At 70.6% G+C, this 12,485-nt stretch carries 12 protein-coding genes; 9 read left to right on the top strand and 3 right to left on the bottom strand.

Going from position 1 to position 12,485, the window contains the following annotated elements; genetic code table 11:
* Positions 1–26: 26 nt before the first annotated feature.
* The 7 genes from ACZ63I_RS21355 to ACZ63I_RS21325 all read left to right on the top strand — a co-directional run bounded on the left by ACZ63I_RS21355 (position 27) and on the right by ACZ63I_RS21325 (position 7,231).
* Entirely contained in the window at positions 27–695 is a 669-nt protein-coding gene (locus ACZ63I_RS21355; RefSeq protein ID WP_469340564.1) for an MOSC domain-containing protein, read from the top strand.
* 52 nt (positions 696–747) lie between these two features.
* A complete protein-coding gene (locus ACZ63I_RS21350; RefSeq protein WP_469340563.1) occupies positions 748–1,521 on the top strand; it encodes an SDR family NAD(P)-dependent oxidoreductase in 774 nt (257 codons plus the stop codon).
* A gap of 166 nt (positions 1,522–1,687) precedes the next feature.
* Entirely contained in the window at positions 1,688–2,821 is a 1,134-nt protein-coding gene (locus tag ACZ63I_RS21345; protein WP_469340562.1) for a substrate-binding domain-containing protein, read from the top strand.
* Positions 2,822–2,933: 112 nt separating this feature from the next.
* Positions 2,934–4,271, top strand: coding sequence for an ABC transporter substrate-binding protein (locus tag ACZ63I_RS21340; protein WP_469340561.1), 1,338 nt, complete (start codon positions 2,934–2,936; stop codon positions 4,269–4,271).
* A complete protein-coding gene (locus ACZ63I_RS21335; RefSeq protein ID WP_469340560.1) occupies positions 4,268–5,218 on the top strand; it encodes a carbohydrate ABC transporter permease in 951 nt (316 codons plus the stop codon). The genes ACZ63I_RS21340 and ACZ63I_RS21335 overlap by 4 nt, the downstream gene beginning before the upstream one ends.
* Positions 5,215–6,153 carry a carbohydrate ABC transporter permease gene (locus tag ACZ63I_RS21330; RefSeq protein ID WP_469340559.1) on the top strand — a complete coding sequence of 313 codons (939 nt, stop codon included), beginning with the start codon at positions 5,215–5,217 and terminating at the stop codon, positions 6,151–6,153. The genes ACZ63I_RS21335 and ACZ63I_RS21330 overlap by 4 nt, the downstream gene beginning before the upstream one ends.
* Positions 6,154–6,190: 37 nt before the next feature.
* Complete coding sequence (locus ACZ63I_RS21325) at positions 6,191–7,231, top strand: hydroxyacid dehydrogenase (RefSeq protein ID WP_469340558.1); 1,041 nt, start codon at positions 6,191–6,193, stop codon at positions 7,229–7,231.
* An 85-nt stretch (positions 7,232–7,316) separates the two neighbouring features.
* Here the strand turns inward: ACZ63I_RS21325 and groL are convergent, their stop codons facing one another.
* The gene (groL, locus tag ACZ63I_RS21320) at positions 7,317–8,939 is read right to left on the bottom strand and encodes a chaperonin GroEL (protein ID WP_469340557.1); all 1,623 of its coding nucleotides are present in this window, start codon (positions 8,937–8,939) and stop codon (positions 7,317–7,319) included.
* 97 nt (positions 8,940–9,036) lie between these two features.
* Positions 9,037–9,345 carry a co-chaperone GroES gene (gene groES / locus ACZ63I_RS21315; protein ID WP_023539274.1) on the bottom strand — a complete coding sequence of 103 codons (309 nt, stop codon included), beginning with the start codon at positions 9,343–9,345 and terminating at the stop codon, positions 9,037–9,039.
* Between the two features lie 248 nt (positions 9,346–9,593).
* Between groES and ACZ63I_RS21310 the strand changes: the two genes are divergently transcribed.
* On the top strand, positions 9,594–10,016 hold the full coding sequence (locus ACZ63I_RS21310; RefSeq protein WP_469340556.1) for a DUF6234 family protein: 423 nt from the start codon (positions 9,594–9,596) through the stop codon (positions 10,014–10,016).
* A gap of 27 nt (positions 10,017–10,043) precedes the next feature.
* Here ACZ63I_RS21310 and ACZ63I_RS21305 read toward each other — a convergent pair whose 3' ends face one another.
* Complete coding sequence (locus tag ACZ63I_RS21305) at positions 10,044–11,102, bottom strand: polysaccharide deacetylase family protein (RefSeq protein ID WP_469340555.1); 1,059 nt, start codon at positions 11,100–11,102, stop codon at positions 10,044–10,046.
* Positions 11,103–11,192: 90 nt separating this feature from the next.
* On the opposite strand from ACZ63I_RS21305, the gene ACZ63I_RS21300 reads away from it, so the two are divergent.
* On the top strand, positions 11,193–12,434 hold the full coding sequence (locus tag ACZ63I_RS21300; RefSeq protein ID WP_469340554.1) for a class I SAM-dependent methyltransferase: 1,242 nt from the start codon (positions 11,193–11,195) through the stop codon (positions 12,432–12,434).
* Positions 12,435–12,485: the final 51 nt, after the last annotated feature.

Genomic DNA, 12,485 nt, shown 5'->3' with positions numbered 1-12,485 from the left:
GAGGTGGCTGGGGATACCGTGCTGCCATGAAGGTTCTGACCGTGAATGTGGGGCGGCCCGAGGTCGTCCCGTACACCGACACGCCGGGCAAGGTCACGGGCATCGGCAAGCAGCCGGCCGAGGGCCCCGTGCGGGTGCGGGATCCCGGCGCCAAGGGCGAGGGCGGCAGCGGTCTCGTCGGGGACGCGGTGTGCGACCTGCGGCATCACGGCGGGAGCGACCAGGCGGTGTACGCGTTCGCGCGGGAGGATCTGGACCACTGGGAGCGGGAGCTGGGCCGCCCCCTGGCCAACGGCGCGTTCGGCGAGAATCTCACCACGTCGGGTCTCGACATGGCGGCGGCGAAGGTCGGTGAGCGCTGGCGGATCGGGGACGAGCTGGTGCTGGAGGCGACGAGCGGCCGCATCCCGTGCCGTACGTTCCAGGCGAGCCTCGGCGAGAAGGGCTGGATGAAGCGCTTCACCCGCCATGCCGTGACGGGCGCGTATCTGCGGGTCATCACGCCCGGCGAGATCCGCTCGGGCGACCCGATCGAGATCGTGCACCGCCCGGCCCATGACGTCACGGTCGCGCTGGCCTTCCGCGCCGTCACGCTGGAGCGCGAGCTGCTGCCGCAGATCCTCGCCGCCGCCGACGCCCTGCACACGGAGGAGTTGAAGGCCGCCAGGGAGTACGTGGCCAAGTACGGCAGTTGAGCGGCGCCCTGCCGGATCGGGGGGTGGCCGCGGGGCGCTAACGTGCCGTCGCATGACGACTGCTCTCATCACCGGCGCGACGGCGGGTATCGGCGCCGCCTTCGCGCGGCGGCTGGCCACGGACGGGCACAATCTCGTCCTGGTGGCCCGCGACACCGAGCGCTTGCGCACGCACGCCACGGAACTGCACGACCGCCACGGCATCGAGGCCGAGGTGCTGACCGCCGATCTCGCCACCGACGCGGGGATCGAAGCGGTGGAGAAGCGGCTCTCCGACCGCAGGCACCCGGTCGATCTGCTGGTCAACAACGCGGGGTTCGGCAGCAAGGGCGCCTTCCTCGAAGTCTCCCTCGCCGACGAGCTGACCATGCTGAAGGTGCACTGCGAGGCGGTGCTGCGGCTGACCTCGGCCGCCGTCGTCGGGATGCGGGCGCGCGAGCGGGGCGGAGTCGTCAACGTGGCCTCGGTCGCCGCTTTCCTGCCGCGCGGTACGTACGGCGCTTCCAAGGCGTGGGTCGTGCAGTTCACCCAGGGCGTCGCCAAGGACGTGGCGGACTCGGGCGTACGGCTGATGGCGCTGTGCCCGGGGTTCGTACGGACCGAGTTCCACGAGCGGGCCGGGCTCGGTACGGACAAGATCCCCGACTGGATGTGGCTGGACGCGGACAAGCTGGTGACGGTGGCGCTGGCGGACCTGGCGCGCGGCAGGACGGTGTCGGTGCCGGATCCGCGCTACAAGGCGCTGATGGGCGCGGTGAAGATCGCGCCGCGCGGACTGCTCGGCGGGATCACGTCGAAGGCGCGGAGCAAGTACGGCCCGCAGTGACCGCCCGCGTCGCCGGTGACCGGTCGCGGTGACCGCCCGCGCCGCCGGTGCGATCGCTACAGGTGATCGAATGATCGGATGCCCGCCTTTCGATCGTACGCATTAGGCTCGTCGCGTCCGGGCCATGCCGTGGCGCGTGACATCACATTGCGAAGGGTCTGCCACCGTGCGCGAAGGTGCCGCTGAACGTCATGACCGCCTGCTGAACCTGGTACGCGAGCGGGGCACCGTCCGGGTCGCCGACCTCGCCGTCGCGCTGCGGGTCTCACCCGTCACCGCCCGCCGCGACGTGGAGACGCTGGCCGGCCGCGGGCTGCTCGACCGGGCGCACGGCTCGGTGTCCTGGCCCGAGCGGCAGGGTCCGGCCGGCACGGCGCCGGGCGGCGGCGGCCCGGTCATCGGGATGCTGGCCCCGGCAGCCGCGTACTACTTCGCCGAGGTGATCAGGGGCGCCCACGAGGCGGCGGCCAGGCTCGGCGCCCGGCTGATCCTGCGGGTCTCCGACTACCGCCCGGACGACGACGCCTCGCACGCGGCGGGGCTGCTCGCCGCCGGCGCCGAGGGCCTGCTGATCGCGCCCAGTTGGACGGCGCCCGACCATCCGGCCCGGTACAGCGACTGGATCGCCCGGCTGCCGGTGGCCGCGGTGCTGGTGGAGCGGGCCGGGGTGCCCGGCGGCCCGCTGGACGACATGGACCAGGTCAGGTCCGACCACGCGCACGGTGTGCTGATCGCCGTCCGGCACCTGGTCGGGCTCGGCCACGGCGCGCCGCTGCTGGTGGCGCGCTGGGACAGCCCGACCGCCCTGGCCGTACGGGCGGGGTACGGGCGGGCGCTGGACGCCCTGGGGCTCACGGCGCCGGGACCGGTGATCGACTCGAACTCGCCCGAGCGCGACCCGGAGCTGTTCGAGCGCGCCGCGCTCGCGCTGCGCGACGCCGTCAGGTCCGGTGCGGCGACGGCCGCGCTGACGCACAACGACGAGGACGCCACCTGGATCGTGCGGCGCCTGGCCGAACTGGGCGTACGGGTGCCGGGCGACCTCGCCCTGATCACGTACGACGACGAGGTGGCCGCCCTCGCCGACACCCCGCTGACCGCCGTGGCGCCGCCCAAGCGCGAGGTGGGCGCGGCGGCGGCCGAGCTGCTGATCGAGCGGCTCACCGGCGGGGCCGGCGGCGCCCCGGGGCCGGGCGGTGAGGTGACCCGGCGCCATCTGGAGCTGCTGCCGCGGCTGCGGGTACGGGAATCGTGCGGCGCCCCGGCACGGTCGGCTGCGGCAAGATCGAAACAGGGCTGAGCGAAGCCAATTCGCTCATTTTTCGATCAATCAATCTTTCGCTCTTGACTTCGCTCACGGCTCCTCGAAGTATCGCGGCACGCCTGTCCCCGCACGCATCAGGAGCCGCGCCGTGAGTCGCAGTTGGTCCCGTCCCATCCATGCCCTGGCCGGCGCCGCCACCGCGCTGGCCGCACTCGTGGCACTGACGGCGTGCGGTGGCGGCGCCGAATCACCGGCCCAGGGCACCGCCGAGCACCCGGTCACCGTCACCTTCTGGGCCTGGACCAAGGGGTCGCAGGAGGTCGTGGACGCGTTCAACGCCTCCCACGACACGGTGAAGGTGAAGTTCGAGGAGATACCGTCGGGCGGTCTCGGCGGCTATCCCAAGATCGCCAACGCGGTGAAGGCGGGCATCGCGCCCGATCTGCTCTCCATCGAGTATCCGCAGCTCGGGCAGTTCGTCAGCCAGGGTTCGCTCCAAGACCTCAGCGGCTATCTCACCCCGGCCGAGAAGCGGAAGTTCCTGCCGCAGACCATCGAGCTGACCACGCTGGGCGGCAAGAACTGGGCGATCCCGTCCGACGCCTCGCCGCAGATCTTCTACTACCGCAAGGACTTCTTCGACCAGCACCACATCGCGCTGCCGCGCACCTGGGCGGAGTTCCGCACGGCGGCGCGGCAGGTCAAGAAGATCGCGCCGGACACCCGCATCGCCACGTTCTTCCCCGACGATCCGACCTTCTTCCAGTCGATGGCCTGGCAGGCGGGCGCCGAGTGGTTCAAGACCGACCACGACGCCTGGCAGATCAACACGACCGACCCGGCGACGCTCAAGACCGCGAAGTACTGGCAGGGCATGATCGACGACCAACTGATCAGCACCGCCTCCTCGTACAGCCCCGAGTGGACCAGCTCACTCAAGGCGGGCACCACACTCGGTTATCTCGGCGCCTCCTGGAGCGCAGGCACCCTCGCCGGGATCGTGCCCGAGGAGAAGGGCAAGTGGGCGGCCGTGCAGATGCCGAGCTGGGACGCGGCCAAGCCGTCCAGCGGCATGATCCAGGGCTCGTCCTTCGCGGTCAGCAAGAACAGCAAGAAGACGGCCGCCGCCGTCCAGTTCGCGCTGTGGATGACGACGTCCAAGGAAGCCGTCCAGGCCAGGATCGGCGCGAGCACGTCGAGCGCCCTGCCCGCGGCCCCTGCCATGGTGCCGGTCGCCCAGAAGGCGTTCGACACCAGCTTCTACGGCGGCCAGGACCTCTACGCCCTGTACGAGAAGGCCGGCGCGACGATCGACCCGGACTGGATCTGGGGCCCGAGCACCGGCGCGACCAACGACGCCCTCGGTGACGCGCTGACCAAGGTCGTCGGCGGCACGTCCACCCTGCCCGAGGCGGTCAGGACGGCTCAGAAAGCCACTGTCGCCGATCTGAAGAAGCGCGGCCTGAAGGTCGAGGACCCCTCATGAGCACCGAGACGAACACCCCGCCGAGCACGGGCGGAACCACGAAACGGCTGAAGACCAACCGGGCCCGCACCGGCCTTGCCGCCGGTGTCCTGCTCACTCCCTTCTTCGTCCTGTTCACCGTCGCGATGGTCGTCCCCATCGGCTACGCGCTCTGGCTGAGCCTGTTCACCGAGAAGTCGACCGGGCTCGGCTTCGACGGACCCACGACCGTCTTCCACGGCCTCGGCAACTACGCCGCGGCCCTCGGCGACTCCGCGTTCCGCGACGGGTTCTGGGTGCTGGCCAAGTACTGCGTGTTCTACATCCCGCTGATGGTCGGCGGCGCGCTCGTCCTGTCGCTGCTGCTGGACACGGCCCTGGCCAGGGCCCGCCGCTTCTTCCAGCTCGCGCTGTTCCTGCCGCACGCCATCCCCGGCCTGATCGCGGCGCTGATCTGGATCTACCTCTACACACCGGGGCTCAGCCCCGTCGTCAACGCCATGCACTCCGGCGGTATCGGCTTCGACTTCTTCTCGTCGGACGGCGCGCTGCCGTCCATCGTCAACATCGCCCTGTGGGAATGGCTCGGCTACAACGTCGTGATCTTCTACGCCTCCCTCCAGGCCGTCGACCGCTCCCTGCTGGAGGCGGCGACCGTGGACGGCGCGGGCCAGTGGCGGCTCGCCTTCAGCATCAAGATCCCGCTCATCCGCTCCTCCCTGCTGCTCGTGCTGCTCTTCACGATCATCGGCTCGATGCAGCTCTTCACCGAACCGCTGATCCTCAGCGGCTCGGGCGCCGCCGTCACCAGCGCCTGGACCCCCAACATGTACGCCTACAGCGCGGCCTTCCAGCGCAACGACTACGGACTGGCCGCCGCCGCTTCCGTCTTCATCGCGCTCGTGGCGGCCGTGCTGTCCTTCGTCGTCACCCGACTCTCCAACCGGAAGGAGGCGTCGGCGTCATGACGACTCCTCTCGTGGCCGACCCGGCCACCCAGCTCACCTCGCGGCGCGGCGGCGACACCGGCCGCCGCTCCCCCGTCAGGGCCGCCCGCCGCCCCGGCACCAGCCGCTGGCTGTCCAAGTCCGCGGTCAACGGCGTCCTGGTGCTGGCCGCCGCGTACACGCTCTTCCCGCTCGTCTGGCTGATCACGGCCTCGACCAAGGACGCCGGAAACCTGCTCGGCGGTGACGTCTTCTCGTTCGAAGGCTTCAACCTCGGCAGCAACCTCTCCGAGCTGTCGTCCTACCAGGACGGGATCTACTTCCGCTGGTACGGCAACTCGCTGCTCTACGCGGGCATCGGCGCCCTCGGCTGCTCGCTGGTGAGCATCGCCGCCGGGTACGCCTTCGACAAGTACCGCTTCCGGGGCAAGGAGAAGCTGTTCGCCGTCGTCCTGCTGGGGGTGCTGCTGCCGTCGACCGCGCTGTCGCTCCCGCTGTACCTGCTCGCCGTGAAGACGCACACCATCAACACGTACTGGTCCGTGCTGATACCCGTGCTCGTCAATCCGTTCGGCGTGTACCTGTCCCGGATCTTCAGCGCCGGCTATATCCCGAACGAGTCCCTGGAGGCGGCCAGGATCGACGGCGCGGGCGAATTCCGCACCTTCTGGTCGATCGGCCTGCGCATGGTGATGCCGGGGTTCGTGACCGTCTTCCTCTTCCAGTTCACCGCGATCTGGAACAACTTCTTCCTCCCCCTCGTGATGCTCTCCGACAAGAACCTGTATCCGCTGAGCCTCGGGCTCTACAACTGGCACAGCAACGCCAACGCGACCCCGGACTTCTATCCGATGGTGGTCACCGGGTCCCTCCTCGCCGTCGTCCCGCTGATCGTCGCCTTCATCGCGCTGCAACGGCACTGGAAGGCCGGCCTCACCGCAGGCAGCGTCAAATGACCGGCCCCAAGTGACTACGAGGAGCACACGTCCCACCATGCACCACACCACTGACAGTCACCGTGACAGCCGGCCGGCCGCGCTGCTCGCCATGAGTCCGGGCATCGCGGACCGGCTGCTGACCGCCGGCCACCGCACCCGGCTCACCGGTCTCGTCCGCACCGACCCCGCCCTGATCGCCCATCAGCTCACCGACCCCGCCCCGGCGGTCGCCGCCGCGCTCGCCGACGCCGAACTGCTCCTCACGAGCTGGGGCGCCCCGCCCCTCACCGCCGAGGTGCTGGCGGCGGCGCCCCGGCTGCGCGCCGTCGTGCACGCGGCGGGCACCGTCAAGCACCACATCACCGAGGCGTGCTGGGAGCGCGGCATCATGGTCACCTCCGCCGCGGCGGCCAACGCCGTACCGGTCGCCGAGTACACACTCGCCGCGATCCTCTTCGCCGGCAAGAACGTCCTCGGCTCGGCCCGCCGCTACCGGGAGCTGCGCACCGGGCACGACTGGCGCGCGGAGCTGGACGGCGCGGGCAACTACCGCCGTACGGTCGGCGTCGTCGGCGCCTCCCGCATCGGCCGCCGGGTGGCCGAGCTGCTGCGGCCGTTCGATCTCGACGTCCTGCTGTACGACCCGTACGTGGCCGCCGAGGAAGCCGCCGCGCTCGGCGCGGTGGCCGTACCGCTCGACGAGCTGTGCGCGCGCAGCCGCATCGTCTCCGTACACGCCCCGCAGCTCGCGGCGACGCACCACATGATCGGAGCGGCGCAGCTCGCGGCCATGGCGGACGGGGCGACGCTGATCAACACCTCGCGCGGCTCGCTCGTGGACGAGCAGGCGCTGCTGCCCGAGCTGGTCTCGGGCCGGCTGCACGCCGTACTGGACGTGACGGAGCCGGAACTCCCGCCTGCGGATTCGCCGTTGTACGACCTGCCGAACGTGCTGCTCACCCCGCATGTGGCGGGCTCGCTGGGCAACGAGATCCACCGCATGGCGGACCAGGCGCTCGACGAGATCGAGCGCTACACGAAGGGGCTGCCCTTCGCCGATCCCGTACACCCGGCGGCGCTGCACCTCTCCGCGTGACCCCGAGCCCTGAAGGACGTACGCAGCGAAGCCCGGTGCCCCCGCGAGGGGACACCGGGCTTCGCTGTACGTACGGTGCGACGCGTCAGTGGCTGTGCCCGTGGCCGCCGGCCGCCTCGGGCTCCTCCTCCGCCGGCTTCTCGACGACCAGGGTCTCGGTCGTGAGCAGCAGGGCGGCGATGGAAGCGGCGTTCTCCAGCGCGGAGCGGGTGACCTTGACCGGGTCGATGACGCCGGCCTTCACCAGGTCGACGTACTCGCCGGTCGCGGCGTTGAAGCCGTGGCCCTTGTCGAGCTCGGAGACCTTCGCGGTGATGACGTAGCCCTCAAGGCCCGCGTTCTCCGCGATCCAGCGCAGCGGCTCGACGACGGCGCGGCGGACGACGGCGACACCGGTGGCCTCGTCACCCTCCTTGCCGAGGTTGCCTTCGAGCACCTTGGCGGCGTGCACCAGGGCGGAGCCACCACCGGAGACGATGCCCTCCTCGACCGCGGCGCGGGTCGCGGAGATGGCGTCCTCCAGACGGTGCTTCTTCTCCTTCAGCTCCACCTCGGTGGCGGCACCGACGGAGATCACGCACACGCCGCCGGCCAGCTTCGCGAGGCGCTCCTGGAGCTTCTCGCGGTCCCAGTCGGAGTCCGTGGACTCGATCTCGGCCTTGATCTGGTTGACGCGGCCCGCGACCTCGGTGCTGTCGCCACCGCCGTCGACGATCGTCGTGTCGTCCTTGGTGATCGTGACGCGGCGGGCGGAGCCCAGCACGTCGAGACCGGCCTGGTCGAGCTTGAGGCCGACCTCCTCGGCGATGACGGTCGCACCGGTGAGGGTGGCGATGTCGCCGAGCATGGCCTTGCGGCGGTCACCGAAGCCGGGGGCCTTCACCGCGACGGCGTTGAAGGTGCCGCGGATCTTGTTGACGACGAGGGTGGAGAGCGCCTCGCCCTCGACATCCTCGGCGATGATCAGCAGCGGCTTGGAGCCACCCGCCTGGATGACCTTCTCCAGCAGCGGCAGCATGTCCTGGATGGAGGAGATCTTGCCCTGGTTGATCAGGATGTACGGGTCGTCGAGGACGGCCTCCATACGCTCCTGGTCGGTCACCATGTACGGCGACAGGTAGCCCTTGTCGAAGGCCATGCCCTCGGTGAAGTCCAGCTCAAGGCCGAAGGTGTTGGACTCCTCGACGGTGATGACACCGTCCTTGCCGACCTTGTCCATCGCCTCGGCGATGAGGTCGCCGACCTGCTGGTCCTGCGCGGAGAGCGCGGCCACGGCGGCGATGTCGGACTTGTCGTCGATCGGACGGGCGGTCGCCAGCAGCTCCTGCGAGACGGCGGCGACAGCGGCGTCGATGCCCTTCTTCAGGGCCGCCGGGGAAGCGCCGGCCGCGACGTTGCGCAGGCCCTCGCGGACCAGCGCCTGGGCCAGCACGGTGGCGGTGGTGGTGCCGTCACCCGCGATGTCGTTGGTCTTGGTCGCCACCTCCTTCACGAGCTGCGCGCCCAGGTTCTCGTACGGGTCGTCGAGCTCGACCTCGCGGGCGATCGTGACACCGTCGTTGGTGATGGTCGGGGCGCCGAACTTCTTGTCGATGACGACGTTGCGGCCCTTGGGGCCGATCGTCACCTTGACCGTGTCGGCAAGCTTGTTGACGCCGCGCTCGAGGGCGCGACGGGCGTCCTCGTCGAACTTCAGGATCTTCGCCATTAGAGCTTCTGTGTCCTCTCAAATGAACTGCGCCCCCGTCCGCCCGGCAATCGCAGGGGGGCCGAGGGCGCAGATCAAAAGCAAACGAACTGGTGAATTACTTCTCGATGATCGCGAGAACGTCGCGAGCCGAGAGGACGAGGTACTCCTCGCCGCTGTACTTCACCTCGGTGCCGCCGTACTTGCTGTAAAGAACGACGTCGCCGACGGAAACGTCGAGCGGAAGCCGCTCGCCGTTCTCGAAACGGCCCGGACCGACTGCCAGGACGACGCCCTCCTGGGGCTTCTCCTTCGCAGTGTCCGGGATGACCAGGCCAGAGGCCGTGGTCTGCTCGGCGTCGAGCGGCTGGACCACAATGCGGTCCTCGAGCGGCTTGATGGCAACCTTGGTGCTGGCGGTCGTCACGATCCGACCTCCCCCTTCGGAGATCTCACGGGGTTAACTGTCTGGGGTGGCGACAGCCGGGATCCGTCGTCGCGGGAGCCGGACCTGCTTGTCGCGCTTTGGCACTCTCCAGTGGGGAGTGCCAGACCTGAGACTATGACCGCGGTTAGCACTCGGTCAAGCGGAGTGCCAGCGGGGGGCGCGTGGCGGATCGGTGTGAATCACGAAACCGCTGGCCGGAGGGGCCGGTTCCGTACGAGAGTACGAGCGTGACAAGTCCGATCGACCCACCGCTGCCGGCCCGGACCCTTCCCGACTCCGACGTGTTCCTGGCCTTTCTCGCCCTGCTCGGCGACGCCCTGCTGCTGGCGGTCGGCACCCTGCTGCTGCTCTTCGGCCAACTGGACGTCGGCCCGCAGGACCTGCCGCCGCCCGCCGTGCCGAAGATGGACTGGTCGCCGCTGCTCTCGTACGGCATCCCGGTGCTGCTGATCGCGGTGTCGGTCTGGTGGTTCGCGCGGAGCGGGCGCCCGATCACCGTCTGCGTACAGGTCCTGGTGGCGCTGGCGGTCGGCGGCGCGGTGCTGGCGGGAACGGCGCGCGACTACCAGCACGCGCACCCGCCGCCACGGCCCCCGCAGCGTCATTACGTGCCGTGCTACAGCGGCAGCGGGGACTGCCCGGGGGGCTGAGCGCGGGCGCCGAAGCGGGGCCGGGGCTCAGACGTAGTCCTCCAGCTTGGCCACGGCGAAGCCGCTGTCGGTGATCCGCTTCATCAGCGACCTGATCAGGTCCGGCATCGACGCCTTCCAGTCCGAACGGCCCCTGAAGTGGGTGAGGATGATGTCGCCGGGAGCCAGGTGCTGGTCCGCGTCGCGCCAGTCCATGTGGTCGGGGAACGCCTCGGTCTCCCACAGCGGTACGGCGGTCACTCCGCACGCCTTGGCGATCCGCAGCGTGTCGGCGTTGTAGTTGCCGAACGGCGGCCGGAAGAGCGTCGGCCGCTTCCCGTAGTGCTGGGCGAGCTTGTCCTGCTGGTCGCAGATCTCGTGCCGCTGCTGGGCGGGGGTGAGCTTGGGCAGATAGAGGTGGTGCAGGGTGTGGTTGTCCAGCGAGACGCCGAGGTCCTGCGCCTTCTTGAAGTAGCCGTAGTCGTCCTTGATCAGGTAGTCGCTGAGGAAGGCGCTGTACGGGATCCGCAGCTCGGACATCATCCGCAGCAGTTGGGGGTCCTTCTCGGCGCCGTCGTCCATGGTCAGGAAGACGACCTTGTCCTTGACGGGGACGGTCGTGAACACCGGCGGCAGTCCGGCGTCGCCGCCCCTGACCTCGAAGCCCTTGCGGGTGGTGATCTTCGGCTTGACCGCGGGCGGCGCGGGCGCGAGCAGCGGGACCTTGCGCAGCCCCCACTTCTTGGCCATGGCGACGCGGGCGACCTGGGCGCGCCGGAGGAGGTCGGCCTGCGCGACGACCGCCGCGCCGAGGCCGCCGCGTACCGGCGCGGCCTGCGGCCCGGCGGCGGGCTTGGCCGGTACGGGACGCGGGGCCGGCTTGGCGGCGGGAGCGGCGGGCGGGAAGGTGACCGGGGGGACGCCGAGCGGCAGGGGCATCGGCCGGGTCGTGGGACCGTCCGATGCCGCCGCGCAGCCGGAGCCGAGCGCGGCGACCAGCAGGACGGCGAGTGCGGTACGGGTACGCCGGGCTGCGACCTCCGCCTTCGACTGCGCCCTTACCGTCCCTTTGGTCACCGCATCGTCCTTTTGTCTTACTAGTCGCATGGCCCCGCATCCTGTCAGCGGACGGCGCCGCCGCCCGGCAGACACCTCCGCCCGCAGCGCGCCGTCCCCCGGCTGGCCCACAATGGCCGGGTGACCGACCGCACGCCCGCCCCGCACCCGTCGCCCTCCGCACCCGCCGGCCTCGCAGCGCTGCTGTCGGCCGAGGGCCAGGCGCTCCTCGCCGAACTGCGCGACCACGACCCGGCGACGGAACTCGCCCTCGCGACCCGGCTGCGCCGCGACCACCCGGCCGAGCTGGTCTCGGCGGCGCTGGCGCAGGCGCGGCTGCGGCAGCGGGCGGTGGCGAAGTTCGGCGCCGACGACGCGTACCGGATGTTCTTCACGCCCAACGGCGTCGAGCAGGCCACCCGCACCGCGGTCGCCGCCCACCGGGCGGCACGTCTCCGCCGTACCGGCGCGCGCCGGATCACCGACCTGTGCTGCGGGATCGGCGGCGACGCGATCGCCCTGGCCCGCGCGGGATTCGCGGTGACGGCCGTCGATCTGGACGGCCCGACGTGCGAGATCGCGGCGGCCAACCTCCGTACGCTGGCGCCGGCCGCACCCCCGGCGACCGTGCTCAACGCCGACGTCCTGACCCACGACCTGTCGGACGCCGAGGCCGTCTTCATCGACCCGGCGCGGCGCGGCGGCCGGGGCAGGATCTTCGACCCCGAGGCGTACGCGCCGCCGCTGTCCTGGGCGATCGAGGCGGTACGCCGCGTCGGCACGGGCGCCGTCAAGATCGCCCCCGGCATCCCGCACGAACTCGTCCCCGACGACTTCGAGGCGGAGTGGATCTCGGCGGGCGGCGACGTGAAGGAGGCGGTGCTCTGGTACGCGCCGGACACCCCGTCCGACATCACCCCCGGCACCCGCCGCGCCACGCTCCTCCCCACCGGCGCGACCCTCACCACCCGCGGCCTCCCGAACCCCCCGGTCCGCCCGCTCGGCCGCTACCTGTACGAACCGGACGGCGCCGTCATCCGCGCCCACCTGGTGGCCGAGGTGGCCGAAGACCTGTCCGGCGGCCTGATCGACGAGACGATCGCGTACATCACCTCGGACCACCTGCGCCCGACCCCGTACGCGACGGCGTACGAGATCACCGACCAACTCCCCTTCGGCCTCAAGAAACTGAAGGCCCTGCTCCGCGAACGCGAGGTAGGCGTACTGACGGTGAAGAAACGCGGCTCGGCGGTGGAACCGGAGGAACTCCGCCGCCGCATGAAACTCAAGGGCCCGAACGCCACGACGGTCTTCCTGACCAGAGTCGCCGGAGCCCCGACGATGCTGATCGGCGGCCCCGCCAAAGGGGCCGAAAATCCCTGACGCCCCCTCACCGCCCCCTGTTTATAGTATGGACGGCAAGATCCGTACGGG

Source organism: Streptomyces sp. NPDC087906 (assembly GCF_055584925.1).
Note: the sequence above shows the minus strand (reverse complement) of the source record. Positions and strands in the feature narration are given on the sequence as shown.

Bases quoted from the DNA above. Each gene is read 5' to 3' on its own strand.
- ACZ63I_RS21355 (WP_469340564.1), top strand. From the start codon at position 27: ATGAAGGTTCTGACCGTGAATGTGGGGCGGCCCGAGGTCGTCCCGTAC.
- ACZ63I_RS21350 (WP_469340563.1), top strand. From the start codon at position 748: ATGACGACTGCTCTCATCACCGGCGCGACGGCGGGTATCGGCGCCGCC.
- ACZ63I_RS21335 (WP_469340560.1), top strand. From the start codon at position 4,268: ATGAGCACCGAGACGAACACCCCGCCGAGCACGGGCGGAACCACGAAA.
- ACZ63I_RS21330 (WP_469340559.1), top strand. From the start codon at position 5,215: ATGACGACTCCTCTCGTGGCCGACCCGGCCACCCAGCTCACCTCGCGG.
- ACZ63I_RS21325 (WP_469340558.1), top strand. From the start codon at position 6,191: ATGCACCACACCACTGACAGTCACCGTGACAGCCGGCCGGCCGCGCTG.
- groL (WP_469340557.1), bottom strand. From the start codon at position 8,939: ATGGCGAAGATCCTGAAGTTCGACGAGGACGCCCGTCGCGCCCTCGAG.
- ACZ63I_RS21305 (WP_469340555.1), bottom strand. From the start codon at position 11,102: ATGCGACTAGTAAGACAAAAGGACGATGCGGTGACCAAAGGGACGGTA.